The following is a 16,831-nucleotide window of genomic DNA, read 5'->3' on the forward strand; positions in this document are numbered from 1 at the left end:
GATGGACTTTCTGACCGAGTGGTTCTGGTTCTTCCTGTTCCTGCCGCTGGCGGCATTGAGCGGCTGGGTGATCGGCCGCCGTGGCGGCCAGCGCCATGGCGATACCCAGGTCAGCCGGCTGTCCAGCACCTATTTCCGCGGCCTCAACTACCTGCTCAACGAGCAGCCGGACAAGGCGATCGAGCTGTTCCTGCACATCGCCGAACTGGACAAGGAAACCTTCGAGACCCAGGTCGCGCTGGGCCACCTGTTCCGTCGCCGCGGTGAGGTCGACCGCGCCATCCGCCTGCATCAGGGCCTGGTCCAGCGCGGCGATCTGAGCGACGCGCAACGCGTGCAGGCCTTGCTGGCGCTGGGCGAGGACTACATGAAGTCGGGGCTGCTGGACCGCGCCGAAACCGTGTTCACCGAACTGGCGCAGATCGACCAGCGCGCGCCGCAGGCGCTCAAGCACCTGATCGGCATCTACCAGGCCGAGCGCGATTGGGAAAAGGCCATCGACAACGCCACACGTTACGAAGAGGTGACCGGCGAGCCGATGGGCAAGCTGATCGCCCAGTTCGAATGCGAACTGGCCGACCGCTACCGCGCCTCGGGCAAGAACGACCTGGCGCGGGAGGCGATCGCGCGCGCCTACCAGGCCGATGCCAAGTCGGTGCGTGCCGGCATCCTGGAAGGGCGCATCGATGTCGACGACGGCAACGACGAGGCCGCCATCCGCGCCTTCGAGCGCGCCGCGCGCCACGACCCGGACTACCTGCCGGAGATCATGCCGGCGCTGATGGAGTGCTACCGCCGCGGCAACGATCTCAGCGGCGCGCGCGCGTTCCTGTCGGAGATGACCGAGCACTACCGCGGTATCGCCCCGGTGCTGGCGTTGACCCGGCTCATGGAGTCGCAAGAAGGCATTTCCGCCGCGCGTTCCTACCTGGGCCGGCAGCTCAAGGACCGGCCGTCGGTGCGCGGCGAGTCCGCGCTGATCGACCTGACCCTGGCCGAGGGCGCCGATTCCACCGCGACTCTGCAGGATCTCAAGCACATTACCGACCAACTGCTGGTGCGCAATCCCAGCTACCGCTGCACCCGCTGCGGCTTCGGCGCGCGCACCCACCACTGGCAATGCCCCAGCTGCAAGGAGTGGGGCACGGTCAAGCCGTTGCTCAACTACGCGGTGGTGTAGTGCCCATCGCAGGAGCCGCGCTGCTCTTGGCGCTCGGGGTGTTCAGCGCGGCCGGCACCTGTCTGTCGCGCCAGTACGCACTCAAACGCAAGTTGATGGACGCGCCGGGCGAGCGGCGCAGCCACACCGTGGCCACGCCGCGCGGCGGCGGCGTGGCGATCGTGGCGGCGGTGCTGCTGGCCTGCGGCTGGGCGGCCCTGCAATGGCCGCAGCACGGCGCGGGCATCGCGACCGTCGCCGCCGGCCTGGTGCTGGTCGCTGGCGTCGGCTGGTGGGACGACCACCGGTCGCTATCGGCGGTGCTGCGATTGCTGGTGCATGCGGTCGCCGCGACCCTGCTGGCTGCAATTGTCTACAAGGCGAGCCAACCGCTGTGGATCGTCGCGCTGGTGTGGTTGGCAACGGTTTCGCTAATCAATATCTGGAATTTCATGGATGGCATCAATGGACTGGCCGGCAGCCAGGCGATGCTCGCCGCCCTGGGGTTCGCCTGCCTGCTGCCGGCGCCGCTGCGCTGGCCGTGCTGGGTGCTGCTGGTGGCCTGCGCGGGATTTTTGCCGTTCAACTACCCCCGGGCGCGCATTTTCCTCGGCGATGTCGGCAGTGGCGCGCTTGGCTACCTGATCGCCGCGCTGTTCGCCTGGTGCCTCGTCGCCGGCGGCCAGGCGCCCTGGCTGCCGGCATTGCCGCTGTCGGCCTTTGCCATCGACGCAGGCTTCACGCTCGTCTCGCGCATGCTCGTCGGCGAACGCTGGTGGCAACCGCACGCGCAACATTTTTACCAGCGTTGGGTACACACCGGCAGTAGCCATACTGTCGTCACGCTCGCCTACGGTCTGTTCAGCATTGTCGCGATTACAATTGCGCGGCTGGGCAGGCCCCTGGATGCGGGCACGCAGGCCGGTCTGACGATCGCCTGGTTCTGTTCGGCAGGTGTGCTTTGGCTGGCCTTGCGCAACCGGATGCGCCGAACTCTCACGGATCACTGATGCTTTCCACGCGCGACCGAGTCACCGAACTGTTTCCCAAGGCCTCCGTGGTTGTCCACGATCTGGCCATCGTCTGGGTCTGCTGGCAGCTGCTGCACGCCGCTCGCTACACAATGCTCCCCGGCGAGCACCCGCTGCCGCTGTGGAACCTCAACACCGCCATCGTGCTGCTGGCGCAGGGGCTGGTGTTCTGGAAGGTCGGCCTGTACCGCGGCCTGTGGCGCTTTGCCAGCGTCCCGGACCTGCTCAATATCTTTAAGGCCAGCTTCTATGGCTTGGTGGCGATCGTGCTGGGGCTGGCCTACAGCCGCTTCGACGCGATCCCGCTGTCGGTGCTGATGGTGTATCCGTTCGCGCTGTCGGCGCTGCTGGGCGCACCGCGCCTGCTGTACCGCGCCTGGAAGGATTATCAGATCGCGCACTCGGACGATACCGCGCGGCGGGTGTTGATCGTCGGCGCAGGCCGCGCGGCCGAGGCGCTGGTGCGCGACCTGCGCCGTTCCGGCGCCTATCATCCGGTCGGCTTCGTCGACGATGCCGGTCACCTGTACGGCGCCAAGCTGCAGGGCCTGCCGATCCTCGGCCGCATCGACGAAGCCGGCGCGATCGCCAAGGAAACCGCCGCCAAGCTGCTGGTGATCGCGATCCCGTCGTTGGACGCGGCCGGCATGCAGCGTGTGGTGGCGATCTGCGAAAGCACCGGCCTGCCGTTCCGCACCGTGCCGCGCCTGCTCGACGTGCTCGAAGGCCATTATCTGCCGGGCGAGCTCAAGGAGGTCGCGATCGAGGACCTGCTCGGGCGCAAGCCGGTGACCCCGGACTGGAAGCTGATCAAGGGTTGGTTGTCCGGGCGGACCGTGCTGGTCACCGGCGCCGGCGGCTCGATCGGCTCGGAACTGTGCCGTCAGTGCGCGCGTCACGGCGCGCGCAAGATCGTGCTGCTGGAGATCAACGAGCTGGCGCTGATCACCATCCATGCCGACCTGCACCGCACGTTCCCCGATCTGGAGATCGACTGCGTGCTCGGCGATTGCGGCGATCCGGCGGTGATCCGCCACGCCATGCAGGTGGCCGAGCCGGACGCGGTGTTCCATGCCGCCGCCTACAAGCAGGTGCCGCTGCTGGAGCGGCAGTGCCGCGAGGCGGTACGCAACAACGTGCTGGCCACCGAGAACGTGGCGCGCGCCTGTGTCGCGGCCAAGGTCTCGACCTTCGTGTTCATTTCCACCGACAAGGCGGTCAATCCGGTCAATCTGCTCGGTGCGTCCAAGCGCTACGCCGAAATGGTGTGCCAGTCGCTGGACGACCAGGCGGTGAGCACGCGCTTCGTCACCGTGCGCTTCGGCAACGTGCTGGACTCGGCCGGCAGCGTGGTGCCGCTGTTCCGCGAGCAGATCCGCCAGGGCGGCCCGGTGACGGTCACCGATCCGCAGGTGACGCGCTACTTCATGACCATTCCCGAAGCCAGCCAGCTGATCGTGCAGGCGGCGGCCTCTGCGTCGCATGGCGCCATCTATACGCTGGACATGGGCGAGCCGGTGCCGATCCGCCTGCTGGCCGAGCAGATGATCCGCCTGGCGGGCAAGCAGCCCGGGCGCGACATCGCCATCGTCTATACCGGCCTGCGTCCGGGCGAGAAGCTGCACGAGACGCTGTTCTACGCCGACGAGAACTACCGGCCCACCTCGCACCCGAAGATCCTCGAGGCCGGCGTGCGCAGCTTCTCGCGCGAGGACGTGCTGCGCGGCGTGCAGCAGTTGCGCGCCGCCGTGGCCGATTACGACAGCGACACCATCGAGAAGGTGTTGCGCATGACCATGCCGGAGTTCGCGCCCTTGCGTCAGCAAGACGGTCACGACGGCTCCGCTACCATCGTTCCATTCCCCGCACGCGAGGCCAGAAGGCTCTGATGAGCAAGAGAATCCGCAAGGCAGTATTCCCGGTGGCAGGTTTGGGTACCCGCTTCCTTCCCGCCACCAAGACCGTTCCCAAGGAAATGCTGCCGATCATCGATCGGCCGCTGATCCAGTACGCCGTGGACGAGGCGATCGAAGCCGGGTGCGACACCCTGATCTTCGTCACCAACCGCTACAAGCACGCGGTCGCGGATTATTTCGACAAGGCCTACGAACTGGAGCAGAAGCTGGAGCGTGCTGGCAAGCACGAGCAGCTGGAAATGATCCGCCACGTGCTGCCGGACGGCGTGCGCGCGGTCTTCGTGACCCAGGCCGAAGCGCTGGGCCTGGGCCACGCCGTGCTGTGCGCCAAGTCGGTCATCGGCGACGAGCCGTTCGCGGTGCTGCTGCCGGACGACCTGATCTGGAACCGTGGCGACGGCGCGCTGAAGCAGATGGCCGATCTCAACGAACGCAGCGGCGCCAGCGTGATCGCGGTGGAAGACGTGCCGCACGAGAATACCGCCAGCTACGGCATCGTGGCTACCGAGGCCTTCGACGGCCGCAAGGGCCGCATCGCGCAGATCGTCGAGAAGCCCAAGCCGGAAGACGCGCCGAGCGATCTTGCGGTGGTCGGGCGCTACGTGCTCAGCTCGAAGATCTTCGAACTGCTGGAAAGCACCGGCACCGGTGCGGGCGGCGAGATCCAGCTGACCGACGCCATCGCCGCGCTGCTGAAGAGCGAGGAAGTGGACGCCTACCGTTTCGAGGGCACCCGTTTCGACTGCGGGACCCACCTGGGCCTGGTCGAGGCGACCATCCGGTTTGCGCTGGAGAACAAGAAGCTGGCCAAGCCGGCGCGTGCGAAGCTCACGCAGATGCTCGCGGAGGAATGAGCCTGGTGCTGCGCGCCGCTGCAGAGCGGTGCGCTGGCTGAGTGCCGATCCAGGAGCGTCTGGCGGCTGATTCGATCCGGATAAGCCGAATCGGATGACAAACGGAAAAGGCAGCCGCGAGGCTGCCTTTTCCGTTTGTGCGCTGGTCTGTACAACACGCGCTTGGTGCCGGACCCTCACCCCAACCCCTCTCCCGGAGGGAGAGGGGCTTGAGCGTGCGCGACGCTGCTTCAGCCATCGAGATCTCTCCTCCCTTCTCCCACCGGGAGAAGGTGCCCCGAAGGGGCGGATGAGGGTACGGGTGCCGCTACGTACAACGAAACCCAGCGCTGCCTTGCATCGCGAGTCGTTTCGCGCCGTACCCTCACCCCAACCCCTCTCCCGGTGGGAGAGGGGCTGTGTACTGCTCCCCTCTCCCGTCGGGTGGCCCGCATGGCGGGATGAGGGTAGGGCGCCGCGCGCTTACAGCGCCTCGATGATCCCCGCGGCGCCCATGCCGGTGCCGATGCACATGGTGACCATGCCGTACTTCTGCTTGTGGCGACGCAGGCCGTGCACCAGGGTGGCGGTGCGGATCGCGCCGGTGGCGCCGAGCGGATGGCCCAGGGCGATGGCGCCGCCCAGCGGATTGACCTTGGACGGGTCCAGGCCGCTGTCGCGGATCACCGCCAGCGACTGCGCGGCGAAGGCTTCGTTGAGCTCGATCCAGTCCAGTTGGTCCTTGCTCAGGCCGGCCTGCTTGAGCGCCTTCGGAATCGCCTCGATCGGACCGATGCCCATCACTTCCGGACGCACCCCGGCGACCGAGAAGCTGACGAAGCGAGCCAGCGGGGTCAGCCCGTAGTCCTTGATCGCCTGCTCGGAGGCCAGCAGCACCGCACCGGCGCCGTCGCTCATCTGCGAGGAGTTGCCGGCGGTGACGCTGCCGCCGAACTGGCCATTGCGGAACACCGGGCGCAGCTTGGCCAGGCCTTCGATCGAGCTGTCCGGACGCGGACCTTCGTCGGTATCGACCAGCTTCTTGCGCAGGGCGATGACGTTGCCGGCCAGGTCGGGCTGGTGCGAGAGGATCTCGTAGGGGCTGATCTCGTCGCGGAACTCGCCGGCGGCGATCGCGGCGATGGCCTTCTGGTGCGAGGCGAGGGCGAAGGCATCCTGGTCCTCGCGCGACACCTTCCATTCCTCGGCCACCTTCTCGGCGGTGATGCCCATGCCGTAGGCGATGGCGACGTGGTCGTCGGCGAACACGCTCGGCGACAGCGCGACCTTGTTGCCCATCATCGGCACCATCGACATCGATTCGGTGCCGCCGGCCAGCATCAGGTCGGCATTGCCCAGGCGGATCTGGTCGGCGGCCAGCGCCACCGCCTGGATGCCCGAGGAGCAGAAACGGTTGATGGTCTGTCCGGCCACCGAATTCGGCAGGCCGGCCAGCAGCACGCCGATGCGCGCCACGTTCATGCCTTGCTCGCCCTCGGGCATCGCGCAGCCGATGATCGCGTCGTCGATGCGCGAGGTGTCGATGCCCGGTGCCTGCGCGACCACCGCGCGCAGCACGTGCGCCAACATGTCGTCGGGACGGGTGTTGCGGAACATGCCCTTGGGCGCCTTGCCGACCGGGGTACGGGTGGCGGCGACGATGTAGGCTTCCTGGATCTGTTTGCTCATGGCTTTCTCCGAAAGCCGGGAATAGGGAATGGGGAGTCGGGAATCGTAAAGCGATTCGCGCGATCTGCAGCAGTCCTATTTCCGGCAGAAAATTAGGGGTAGAAGGAGGAGCTGGGAATGCGTTTCCATTCCCGATTCCCCATTCCCGATTCTCAGTTCCTAAGCGGCTTACCCGTCTTCAGCATGTGCCCGATGCGCGCCTGGGTCTTTTCCTGCTGGGCCAGTTCGACGAAGTGCTTGCGCTCGAGCTTGAGCAGCCATTCCTCGTCCACCAGCGCGCCGCGATCGACCTCGCCGCCGCACAGCACGGTGGCGATGCGGGTGGCGATCTCGTAGTCGTATTCGCTGATGAAGCGGCCTTCCAGCATGTTGACCAGCAGCATCTTGAAGGTGGCGATGCCGACGTCGCCGGCGACCTGGATGCGTCGCGCCGGCAGCGGTGGGCGGTAGCCGCCCTCGGCCAGGGCGCGCGCCTCGGCCTTGGCGATGTACAGCGATTCATAGCTGTTGAACACCACCTTGTCGGTGCCGCGCAGCAGGCCCAGTTCCTTGGCGTTGACCGCCGAGGTGGAAACCTTGGCCATGGCCACGGTCTCGAAGGTCTTCTTCAGCTCGGCGAACACGTCGCCGCCCGGACCCGCCGCCTGCGCCGCGCGCACCGCGATCTCCTTGAGGCCGCCACCGGCCGGCAGCAGGCCCACGCCGGCCTCGACCAGGCCGATGTAGCTCTCCAGCGCAGCCACGCTCTTGGCGCTGTGCATCTGGAACTCGCAACCGCCGCCCAGCGCCAGCCCGCGCACCGCCGCGACCACCGGCACCAGCGAATACTTGATGCGCTGGCTGGTGGCCTGGAAGTTGGCGACCATCGCCTCGAACGCATCGACCTTGCCGGCCTGCAGCAGGCCCAGCGCGCCGGCCAGGTCGGCGCCGGCGGAGAAGGGTTCCTTGTGCTGCCACAGCACCAGGCCCTTGAAGTCCTTCTCGGCGCGGCCCACCGCTTCCTGCAGGCCGTCCAGCACCTGGTCGGAGACGGTGTTCATCTTGGTCTTGAAGCTGACCACGGCGATGTCGTCGCCGTCGTGCCACATGCGCAGGCCGTCGTTCTCGAACACGGTCTCGCCCTGCGCGAACTTCTCGCCCAGCAGCGGATCGGGGAAGCGCTGGCGCTTGTACACCGGCAGCGCCGAGCGCGGCAGCTTGGCGTCGCGCGCCGGGCTGTACGAACCTTCGGCGGCGTGCACGCCGTCGCGGCCATCGAACACCCAGTTCGGCAGCGGCGCGCTGCTCATGCTCTTGCCGGCGGCGATGTCGTCGGCGATCCACTGCGCGACCTGCTTCCAGCCCGCGGCCTGCCAGGTCTCGAACGGACCCAGCGCCCAGCCGTAGCCCCAGCGGATCGCCAGGTCCACGTCGCGCGCGGTCTCGGCGATGTCGGCCAGGTGGTAGGCGCTGTAGTGGAACAGATCGCGGAAGGTCGCCCACAGGAACTGCGCCTGCGGATGCTGGCTCTCGCGCAGCTTGGCGAACTTCTCGGCCGGGTTCTTGATCTTCAGGATCTCGACGACTTCCGGTGCGGCGGCGCGGTCGGCCGGGCGGTAGTCCTGCTTCTGCAGGTCCAGCACCACGATGTCCTTGCCGACCTTGCGGAAGATGCCGGCGCCGGTCTTCTGGCCCAGCGCGCCCTTGCCGATCAGCGCCTCCAGCCACTTCGGCGCCTTGAAGAAAGCATGCCACGGATCGTTCGGCAGGGTGTCGCCCATGGTCTTGATGACGTGCGCCATGGTGTCCAGGCCGACCACGTCGGAGGTGCGGTAGGTGGCCGACTTGGGACGGCCGACCAGCGGGCCGGTGAGACCGTCGACCTCGTCGAAGCCCAGGCCGAACTGCTCGGTGTGGTGGATGGTGGACAGGATCGAGAACACGCCGATGCGGTTGCCGATGAAGTTCGGGGTGTCCTTGGCGTAGACCACGCCCTTGCCCAGGGTGGTGACCAGGAAGCTTTCCAGGCCTTCCAGCACCGACGGCTCGGTGTGCTTGGCCGGGATCAGCTCGGCCAGGTGCATGTAGCGCGGCGGGTTGAAGAAGTGCACGCCGCAGAAGCGGTGGCGCAGCTGTTCCGGCAGCACGTCGGACAGGGCGTTGATGCCCAGGCCGGAGGTGTTGGAGGCCAGCACCGCATGGTCGGCCACGAACGGCGCGATCTTCTTGTAGAGGTCCTGTTTCCAGTCCATGCGCTCGGCGATGGCTTCGATGATCAGGTCGCAGCCGCGCAGCTGCTCCAGGCCGGAGTCGTAGTTGGCCGGGGTGATGGCTTCGGCCAGCGCGGTGCTGGCCAGCGGCGCCGGGCTGAGCTTGGTCAGGTTGGCGATCGCCTTGAGCACCACGCCATCGGCGGGGCCTTCCTTGGCGGGGAGGTCGAACAGCACGGTGTCGACGCCGGCGTTGGTCAGGTGCGCAGCGATCTGCGCACCCATCACGCCCGCGCCCAGGACGGCGGCACGGCGGACGAGCAGGGGATTGGACATAGCGATCAGCCTCTGTGGGTCAACGTTTGCGGGATCAGGGAACCGAATGGGCGAGGAAGCCGGCTTCGGCGAAACGGATGAGTTCGCGGGCGGCGTGGGCGCGGTGCGCGCCCTCGCTGACGCCGGCGGGGCGCTTGATCAGGCCGAAGTCGGCCATGGCGTAGGTCAGGGCGCCGGCCAGGAAATCCAGGCGCCAGTACAGTTCCTGCTTGCTCAGCCCGGGCACGCAGGCGGCGATGGCCTTGCCGAATTCGCGCAGCACATGGCCGTAGTGGTCGGACAGGAACTGGCGCAGGCTGTCGTTGTTCTCGGCGTAGGCGCGGGCGATCACCCGCACAAAGGCGCCGCCGCTCTGCCGCTCCTGGGCCATCGCCAGGGCCGGCTCGACGAAGGCGGCCAGCACCGGGCCGAGCTGGCCGGGATGCTGCCGTTGCGCGGTTTCCAGCTGCGCCATGCGCGCGGCGGTCATTTCGTCCATGCGCCGCCGGAACACCTCGTTGACCAGGTTTTCCTTGGACCCGAAGTGGTAGTTCACCGCGGCGATGTTGACGTCGGCCTGGCTGGTGACCTGGCGCAGCGAGGTGCCGGAAAAGCCGTGTTGCGCGAACAGTTCCTCGGCCGCACTGAGGATGCGGTCCTTGGTCGAGAAGTGCGCTTGCTTTGCCATGCGGCCGCCAGAATCAATCAAACGATTGTTTGAGTCTAGGCCCGGGCGGTGAGTGCGTCATGCTGCTTTGCAGCACGATTCAGCCTGGCCGTGCAAAGCCGGCGCCGATTGGATAGAATTGTCCATCGCAATTCTGGCTAAGCCCGCGTTTTGACGCGGGTTTTTTTCATGTTAACCTCGGGCCTTCAGTGGCCCGCCCAACGGAGAACTTCCCATGGCGCTGGAGCGCACCCTGTCCATCATCAAGCCCGATGCCGTCGCCAAGAACGTCATCGGCGAAATCTACTCGCGCTTCGAGAAGGCCGGCCTGAAGGTCGTGGCCGCCAAGTACAAGCAGCTGTCGCGCCGCGAGGCCGAGGGCTTCTACGCCGTGCACCGCGAGCGTCCGTTCTTCAATGCGCTGGTCGAGTTCATGATCTCCGGCCCGGTGATGATCCAGGCGCTGGAAGGCGAGAACGCCGTGGCCGCGCACCGCGACCTGCTGGGCGCCACCAACCCGAAGGACGCTGCGCCGGGCACCATCCGCGCCGACTTCGCCGATTCGATCGACGCCAACGCCGCGCACGGCTCGGATTCGGTCGAGAACGCCGCCAACGAAGTGGCGTATTTCTTCGCCGCCACTGAAGTGGTTTCGCGCTAAGCGAGGTCGTCGTGAACGAGGTCGTCCATCCTCCCTTGGCCATCGCCGATCCCGTGCGGACCGGCGCGGCGGCCAAGCAGAATCTGCTCGACCTCGATCGCGAGGGGCTGGAGCGCTTCTTCGCCGAGACCCTCGGCGAAGCGCGTTACCGTGCCCACCAGGTGATGAAGTGGATCCACCACCGCTACGTCACCGACTTCGACCAGATGACCGACCTCGGCAAGGCGCTGCGCGCCAAGCTGCAGCAGCATGCCGAGGTCGTCGTCCCCAACATCGTGTTCGACAAGCCTTCCGTCGACGGCACCCACAAGTGGCTGCTGGCGATGGGCGTGGACGGCAAGAACGCGATCGAAACCGTCTACATCCCCGACAAGACCCGCGGCACGCTGTGCGTGTCCTCGCAGGTCGGCTGCGGCCTCAACTGCACCTTCTGCTCCACCGCCACCCAGGGCTTCAACCGCAACCTCTCCACCGCCGAGATCATCGGCCAGGTGTGGGTGGCGGCGCGGCATCTGGGCAACGTGCCGCACCAGATGCGCCGCCTCACCAATGTGGTGATGATGGGCATGGGCGAGCCGCTGATGAATTTCGACAACGTCGTGCGCGCCATGAGCGTGATGCGCGACGACCTGGGCTACGGCCTGGCCAACAAGCGCGTGACCCTGTCCACCTCGGGCCTGGTGCCGCAGATCGACCGCCTGTCCAGCGAGAGCGACGTGTCGCTGGCGGTGTCGCTGCATGCGCCCAACGACGCGCTGCGCGAGACCCTGGTCCCGCTCAACAAGAAGTACCCGATCGCCGAACTGATGGACGCCTGTGCGCGCTATCTGCGCGCCAACAAGCGCCGCGAGTCGGTGACCTTCGAATACACCCTGATGAAGGGGATCAACGACCAGCCCGAGCATGCGCGGCAACTGGCGCGGCTGATGCGCCAGTTCGACAATGCGGTGCAAGCGTCGAACGCTGGCAAGGTCAACCTGATCCCGTTCAATCCGTTCCCGGGCACGCGCTACGAGCGCTCCGGCGAGACCGAGATCCGTGCGTTCCAGAAGATCCTGCTGGACGCACAGGTGCTGACCATGGTGCGGCGCACGCGCGGCGACGACATCGATGCGGCCTGCGGGCAGCTCAAGGGGCAGGTCATGGACCGTACCCGCCGGCAGGCCGAGTTCAAGCGCGAATTGCAGACGCGGGCGGATCGGGATGCGGCGGCGTAGCCAAGGGCGTTCCATCGCGGTGGTGGCGATCGCAGTGCTGGCCTTGCCGGGCTGCAACTGGATCGCTGCCAAGACCGGCACCGTGCGCACCGCCGAACAGGTGCAGCCGCATTATTCCTTCCGCGACAGCCGCGCGGTGAAGTCGCGCGTGGCCTTGCAGGAACAACTGGGCCTGGCCGCCAACGGGCTTGCCTCCAACGACCTGGACGCAGCGCAGACGCATGCGCGCAAGGCGCTGGCAGTGGACGCCGACTCGGTCGACGCACTGACCGTGCTGGCGGTGGTCGCCGATCGCAAGGGCGATGCCGCGACCGCCGGCGGGTACTACCGCAAGGCCGCCGAGCTGGCGCCGAGCAACGGCGCGACCTTGAACAACTACGGCGCCTGGCTGTGCGCGAACGGCTCGCCGGCGGAGTCGCTGGCCTGGTTCGACCGCGCGCTCGCGCTGCAGGACTACGCCACGCCGGCCTCGGCGCTGGCCAACGCTGGCGGCTGCGCACTGCAGGTCGGCCAGCGCGAGCGTGGCGAGCGCGACCTGCGCAAGGCGCTGGAGCTGGATCCGGACAACGCGTACGCACTCGAGGCGATGGCCCGCAACGAGGTCGCGCAAGGGCGCTTTTTCGAGGCACGGGCCTTCTCCGAGCGGCGTCTGGCGGCTGCGCCTGCCACCGCTTCCGTGTTACAACTTGCTATTCAGATTGAGCAAAGGCTGGGCGACAAGGCTGCCGCCGGCCGTTACCAACAGCGGTTGCGCAAGGAGTTTCCCGACGCCGCGACCACGACACCCGGGGCTAGTGCATTGTGATCAGTGATTCCAATCCGAACGCTTTCGATGGCGCCAAAGGCTGCGGGCAACAGCTCCGCGAAGCGCGCGAAGCGGCCGGCCTGAGCATCGACGACGTCGGCAGCCGACTGCGCATGCCGGTGCATGTGGTGCAGGCACTCGAGTCGGAGCAGTGGCAGCGCCTTGGCGCGCCGGTCTTTGTCCGCGGGCAGCTGCGCAGCTACGCGCGCCTGCTCGGCGTCGACCTGGAGCCGTTGCTGCAGACCGCGCAGATCGCGCCGGTGCAGCCGGTCGAATTGATCAGCCACACGCATACGCCGCCGCTGCGGCGCATGCTCGAAAGCGCCACGCGGCGCATGGTCTACGTGGTGATCACCGCCGGACTGGCGGTGCCGGTGTGGTACGCCACCCGTAGCCATTTCGCCGACGACAACGGCCCCAGCACCGCCTCGCTGGACGTGGTGCCTGGCACGCCGGGCACGACCGCTGCCGCGACGGCGACGCCGGCCAACGGTGCTGCTGCGCCGGTGCCGACCACGCCGGCGGCCACGCGTCCGGCGCCAAGCGCCGCGGCGCCGTACATCGCTTCGCTGACGCCGATGCCGCGTCCGGCGGCAGAGCCGGAGAAGAACAGTCTGAGCCTGTCGTTCCAGGGCGACAGCTGGGTGCAGATCCTCGCGCCCGACGGCACGCCGGTGGAGAAGGCACTGCTGAAGGCCGGCGAGACCCGCACGTATGCGCCGGGGCAGGTCGGGCGTGTGGTGCTGGGCAATGCCTCCGCGGTCCAGGTTCAGCAATCCGGGAGTACCGTGGATCTGACCCCGTTCAGGCGCGCGAACGTGGCGCGCTTTGCGGTATCCTCTGACGGTTCCGTGGTGCCCGCCTCCGAGTGACGGCGGCGCGGTTCCTCATCTTCAACATTTCATGTCCCGTCGCAGCGGCGGGGCGAGAGTACGCATGGCGATTGACGACCTGCTCGACGAGCACGAACAAAGCGAACGCGTCCGCACTTGGCTCAGGAAAAACGGCGCCGGCCTGATCGGCGGCATCGTCCTGGGCCTTGGCGCGATCATCGGCTGGCAGTGGTGGACCAAGCAGCGGTCCAACGATCTGGCCCAGGCCAATACCCGCTACGAAGCGGTGCTCAAGAGCATCCAGGCCAATCAGCTGGACAAGGCGGCCAAGGACATGGCCGAACTGCAGCAAGGCTCGACCAACATCTACGCCGAACTGGCGGCGCTGCGCCTGGCCAAGGCGCAGGTCGATGCCGGCAAGTCCGATGCCGCGTTGACCACGCTGCGCGCGCTCAAGGCCGACGGCGAAATGAAGGTGCTGGTCGACCGTCGCGTGGCGCGGTTGCTGATTTCCGGCGGCAAGCCGCAGGACGCGCTGGCGCTGGTGGCCTCTGCCACCGATTCGCAGGGTCTGGAGATTCGCGGCGATGCGCTGATCGCGCAGGGCAAGCGCGAGGCGGCGCGCGATGCGTACGCCAAGGCGCTGACCAGCCTGGACGTGGCCTCGCCGCAGCGGCGCGTGGTCGAAACGAAATTGATGGATGCGGGCGGCAGCGTGCCGAATGCCGCGGAGCCGATCTGATGAAGGTAGTCATGTTCAAGCGTGTCGCCACCGTGGCCCTGCTGGGTCTGGCCTTGTCGGGCTGCACCACCGTCAAGGGCTGGTTCGCCGGCAAGGATGCGGCCGCCAAGAAAGCCGCCGAGCCGGCCGAACTGGTGAAGTTCACCCCGTCGGTGAAGGTGGTGAAGCTGTGGTCCACCGACGCCGGCAAGGGTGAGCGCCAGATCGGCGTGCGCCAGCGCCCGGTGGTGGCCGACGGCAAGGTGTATGCGGCCGCGACCTCCGGCACGGTGTACGCGCTGGATCTGCAGACCGGCAAGACCATTTGGGAATACGACGCCAAGCAGGCGCGCAAGCAGCAGCTGTCGCAGGCCGAGGACCAGCCGAAGAGCCAGGTCGAGAGCGAGTCCGGCAAGAACCTGTCCAAGGACGAGCGCGCCGCCTACAAGCAGCGCCTGCGCAACGAGAAGCAGCAGGCCAAGGAGCGCAAGCGGCTCGAGAAGAAGCGTCCGCTGCCGCGCTTTGCCGGTGGCCCGGGCGTGGGCGACGGCCTGGTGGTCGTCGGTGCGCTGGACGGCGCCGTGATCGCGCTCGATGCCGCCAACGGCACCGAGAAGTGGCGCGCCAAGGTGCCCAACGAAGTGATCGCCGCGCCGGTGATCGCGCAGAACATGGTGTTCGTGCGCAGCAACGACGGCCGCACCACCGCCTTCGATGCGGCGACCGGGCAGCAGCGCTGGTTCAATGCGCAGGAACTGCCGAGTCTGACCGTGCGCGGCAATGCGCCGGTGGTGGCGGGTCCGGGCGTGCTGTTCATCGGCAACGACGACGGCACGCTGGCCGCGCTGGCGATGCAGGACGGTCGCGTGCTGTGGGAGCAGACCATCGGCGTGCCGGAAGGCCGCACCGAGCTGGAGCGCATGGCCGACGTCGACGGCGCTCCGGTGCTCGACGGTACCACGCTGTATGCGACCAGCTTCAAGAACGAGACCGTGGCGCTGGAAGGCCCGAGCGGCCGCCCGCTGTGGAACCGCGATCACGGCGGCGCCGGCGGTGTCGGCGTCAGTTCCGGCAACGTGGTGGTGGCCGACAACGCCGGCACCGTGTGGGCGCTGGACAAGGCCTCCGGATCGGCCATGTGGTCGCAGCCGGGGCTGGCGCGCCGGTCGCTGACCGGCGTGGCGATCCAGGGCGATTACGCCGTGGTCGGCGACTACAAGGGCTATCTGCACTGGCTCCGGCTCGACAACGGCGAGTTCGCCGCGCGCGAGCGGGTCGGCCGCAAGCCGCTGGTGGCGCAGCCGGTGGTCGCGGACGGGATCCTGCTGATGCAGAACACGAAAGGCGACCTGACCGCGTTCCGGTTGGGTCAATAACAAGAGAAGGATGTCGCGATGCTTCCGCTGGTCGCCCTGGTTGGACGGCCGAATGTCGGCAAGTCCACGCTGTTCAATGCGCTGACGCGCAGCCGTGACGCGCTGGTCCACGACCAGCCCGGCGTCACCCGCGACCGCCACTACGGGGTATGCCGGCTGCAGCCGGACACCCCGTTCGTGATCGTCGACACCGGCGGCATCTCCGGCGAAGAGGAAGGCCTGGCCGGCGCCACTGCCGAGCAGGCGCGCGCCGCCGCCGGCGAGGCCGACCTGATCCTGTTCGTGGTCGATGGTCGCGAGGGATCGTCCGCGCTCGACGACGAGATCCTGGCCTGGCTGCGCAAGCTGGCGCGGCCGACCCTGCTGCTGATCAACAAGATCGACGGCACCGACGAGGACCAAGTGCGCGCCGAATTCGCGCGCTACGGTCTCGGCGACGCCATCGCGGTCTCCGCCGCGCATCGCCACGGCATCGACGACCTGCTCGACGAGGTCCTGGAGCGGCTGCCGGAAGAGGGCGCTGGCGAGACCCTGGACACCGACCCGGCGCGCATGCGCATCGCCTTCGTCGGCCGCCCGAACGTGGGCAAGTCGACCCTGGTCAATCGCCTGCTGGGCGAGGAGCGCATGATCGCCTCCGAAGTCCCCGGCACCACCCGCGACTCGATCGCGGTGGATCTGGAGCGCGACGGCCGCCTGTACCGTCTGATCGACACCGCCGGCCTGCGTCGCCGCGGCCGCGTCGAGGAGGCGGTGGAGAAGTTCAGCGCGTTCAAGACGCTGCAGGCGATCGAACAGTGCCAGGTCGCGGTGCTGATGCTCGATGCCGGCGAGGGCGTGACCGACCAGGACGCGACCGTGCTCGGCGCGATCCTCGACGCCGGCCGCGCCCTGGTGGTGGCGATCAACAAGTGGGACGGGCAGAGCGACTACCAGCGTGCGCAGGCCGAAGACCTGCTGTCGCGCAAGCTCGGCTTCGTCAGTTGGGCCGAGGCGGTGCGCATCTCCGCCAAGCATGGCTCGGGCCTGCGCGAGCTGTTCCAGGCGATCCATCGCGCGCACGCTTCGGCGGTGCGCGAGTTCAGCACCAGCGAAGTCAACCAGGCGCTGGAAATCGCCTACGAAAGCAATCCGCCGCCGAGCATCCGCGGTCACGTCTCCAAGCTGCGCTACGTGCATCCGGGCGGCAGCAATCCGCCGACCTTCATCGTCCACGGCACGCGCCTGAAGGTGCTGCCGGAGTCGTACAAGCGATACCTGGAGAACTTCTTCCGCAAGCGCTTCAAGCTGGTCGGCACGCCGGTGCGCTTCATGTTCCGCGAAGGCGCCAATCCGTACGAAGGCAAGAAGAACGTGCTGACCGAGCGCCAGATCGCCAAGAAGCGGCGCCTGATGAAACACGTCCGCGGCAAGTAGTCG

14 protein-coding genes are annotated in these 16,831 nt (G+C 67.6%); 11 read left to right on the plus strand and 3 right to left on the minus strand.

The window, feature by feature from the left end; genetic code table 11:
• Position 1: 1 nt before the first annotated feature.
• The 4 genes from lapB to galU are packed head-to-tail and all read left to right on the plus strand — an operon-like array spanning position 2 to position 4,960.
• Positions 2–1,180 carry a lipopolysaccharide assembly protein LapB gene (gene lapB, locus SLW55_RS10290; RefSeq protein WP_017910701.1) on the plus strand — a complete coding sequence of 393 codons (1,179 nt, stop codon included), beginning with the start codon at positions 2–4 and terminating at the stop codon, positions 1,178–1,180.
• Positions 1,180–2,169 carry a glycosyltransferase family 4 protein gene (locus tag SLW55_RS10295; protein ID WP_320745057.1) on the plus strand — a complete coding sequence of 330 codons (990 nt, stop codon included), beginning with the start codon at positions 1,180–1,182 and terminating at the stop codon, positions 2,167–2,169. The genes lapB and SLW55_RS10295 overlap by 1 nt, the downstream gene beginning before the upstream one ends.
• Positions 2,169–4,079, plus strand: coding sequence for a nucleoside-diphosphate sugar epimerase/dehydratase (locus SLW55_RS10300; protein ID WP_320745058.1), 1,911 nt, complete (start codon positions 2,169–2,171; stop codon positions 4,077–4,079). The genes SLW55_RS10295 and SLW55_RS10300 overlap by 1 nt, the downstream gene beginning before the upstream one ends.
• Positions 4,079–4,960 (plus strand): UTP--glucose-1-phosphate uridylyltransferase GalU, encoded by an 882-nt coding sequence (gene galU, locus SLW55_RS10305; protein ID WP_026144715.1) that lies wholly within the window; start codon positions 4,079–4,081, stop codon positions 4,958–4,960. The genes SLW55_RS10300 and galU overlap by 1 nt, the downstream gene beginning before the upstream one ends.
• A gap of 462 nt (positions 4,961–5,422) precedes the next feature.
• Here galU and SLW55_RS10310 read toward each other — a convergent pair whose 3' ends face one another.
• From SLW55_RS10310 to SLW55_RS10320, 3 genes are all read right to left on the minus strand, one after another.
• Positions 5,423–6,628 (minus strand): acetyl-CoA C-acyltransferase, encoded by a 1,206-nt coding sequence (locus SLW55_RS10310; protein WP_017913732.1) that lies wholly within the window; start codon positions 6,626–6,628, stop codon positions 5,423–5,425.
• A gap of 152 nt (positions 6,629–6,780) precedes the next feature.
• A complete protein-coding gene (locus SLW55_RS10315) occupies positions 6,781–9,153 on the minus strand; it encodes a 3-hydroxyacyl-CoA dehydrogenase/enoyl-CoA hydratase family protein (protein WP_152181412.1) in 2,373 nt (790 codons plus the stop codon).
• Positions 9,154–9,187: 34 nt separating this feature from the next.
• Positions 9,188–9,820 carry a TetR family transcriptional regulator gene (locus SLW55_RS10320; RefSeq protein ID WP_017910707.1) on the minus strand — a complete coding sequence of 211 codons (633 nt, stop codon included), beginning with the start codon at positions 9,818–9,820 and terminating at the stop codon, positions 9,188–9,190.
• A gap of 214 nt (positions 9,821–10,034) precedes the next feature.
• Here SLW55_RS10320 and ndk point away from each other — a divergent pair, with 214 nt between their 5' ends.
• From ndk to der, 7 genes are all read left to right on the plus strand, one after another.
• A complete protein-coding gene (gene ndk / locus SLW55_RS10325) occupies positions 10,035–10,460 on the plus strand; it encodes a nucleoside-diphosphate kinase (RefSeq protein ID WP_002812972.1) in 426 nt (141 codons plus the stop codon).
• Between the two features lie 35 nt (positions 10,461–10,495).
• On the plus strand, positions 10,496–11,677 hold the full coding sequence (rlmN, locus tag SLW55_RS10330; RefSeq protein WP_267108513.1) for a 23S rRNA (adenine(2503)-C(2))-methyltransferase RlmN: 1,182 nt from the start codon (positions 10,496–10,498) through the stop codon (positions 11,675–11,677).
• A gap of 13 nt (positions 11,678–11,690) precedes the next feature.
• Positions 11,691–12,482 (plus strand): type IV pilus biogenesis/stability protein PilW, encoded by a 792-nt coding sequence (gene pilW, locus SLW55_RS10335; protein WP_026143845.1) that lies wholly within the window; start codon positions 11,691–11,693, stop codon positions 12,480–12,482.
• The gene (locus SLW55_RS10340) at positions 12,479–13,354 is read left to right on the plus strand and encodes a RodZ domain-containing protein (protein WP_017910710.1); all 876 of its coding nucleotides are present in this window, start codon (positions 12,479–12,481) and stop codon (positions 13,352–13,354) included. The genes pilW and SLW55_RS10340 overlap by 4 nt, the downstream gene beginning before the upstream one ends.
• A 64-nt stretch (positions 13,355–13,418) precedes the next feature.
• On the plus strand, positions 13,419–14,057 hold the full coding sequence (locus SLW55_RS10345) for a tetratricopeptide repeat protein (protein WP_320745060.1): 639 nt from the start codon (positions 13,419–13,421) through the stop codon (positions 14,055–14,057).
• The gene (gene bamB, locus SLW55_RS10350; RefSeq protein WP_017910712.1) at positions 14,057–15,412 is read left to right on the plus strand and encodes an outer membrane protein assembly factor BamB; all 1,356 of its coding nucleotides are present in this window, start codon (positions 14,057–14,059) and stop codon (positions 15,410–15,412) included. Before SLW55_RS10345 ends, bamB begins: the two co-directional genes overlap by 1 nt.
• An 18-nt stretch (positions 15,413–15,430) precedes the next feature.
• Complete coding sequence (gene der / locus SLW55_RS10355) at positions 15,431–16,828, plus strand: ribosome biogenesis GTPase Der (protein WP_017913737.1); 1,398 nt, start codon at positions 15,431–15,433, stop codon at positions 16,826–16,828.
• The last annotated feature ends 3 nt before the right edge of the window (positions 16,829–16,831 follow it).

The sequence above is a fragment of the Xanthomonas sp. LF06-19 genome, assembly GCF_034105425.1.
In the GTDB taxonomy this organism is placed as follows: Bacteria; Pseudomonadota; Gammaproteobacteria; order Xanthomonadales; family Xanthomonadaceae; genus Xanthomonas_A; species Xanthomonas_A sontii.

Coding starts and splice junctions, on each gene's coding strand:
- ndk (WP_002812972.1), top strand. CDS start 10,035: ATGGCGCTGGAGCGCACCCTGTCCATCATCAAGCCCGATGCCGTCGCC.
- der (WP_017913737.1), top strand. CDS start 15,431: ATGCTTCCGCTGGTCGCCCTGGTTGGACGGCCGAATGTCGGCAAGTCC.
- SLW55_RS10300 (WP_320745058.1), top strand. CDS start 2,169: ATGCTTTCCACGCGCGACCGAGTCACCGAACTGTTTCCCAAGGCCTCC.
- lapB (WP_017910701.1), top strand. CDS start 2: ATGGACTTTCTGACCGAGTGGTTCTGGTTCTTCCTGTTCCTGCCGCTG.
- SLW55_RS10320 (WP_017910707.1), bottom strand. CDS start 9,820: ATGGCAAAGCAAGCGCACTTCTCGACCAAGGACCGCATCCTCAGTGCG.
- SLW55_RS10315 (WP_152181412.1), bottom strand. CDS start 9,153: ATGTCCAATCCCCTGCTCGTCCGCCGTGCCGCCGTCCTGGGCGCGGGC.
- galU (WP_026144715.1), top strand. CDS start 4,079: ATGAGCAAGAGAATCCGCAAGGCAGTATTCCCGGTGGCAGGTTTGGGT.
- bamB (WP_017910712.1), top strand. CDS start 14,057: ATGAAGGTAGTCATGTTCAAGCGTGTCGCCACCGTGGCCCTGCTGGGT.
- SLW55_RS10310 (WP_017913732.1), bottom strand. CDS start 6,628: ATGAGCAAACAGATCCAGGAAGCCTACATCGTCGCCGCCACCCGTACC.
- SLW55_RS10345 (WP_320745060.1), top strand. CDS start 13,419: ATGGCGATTGACGACCTGCTCGACGAGCACGAACAAAGCGAACGCGTC.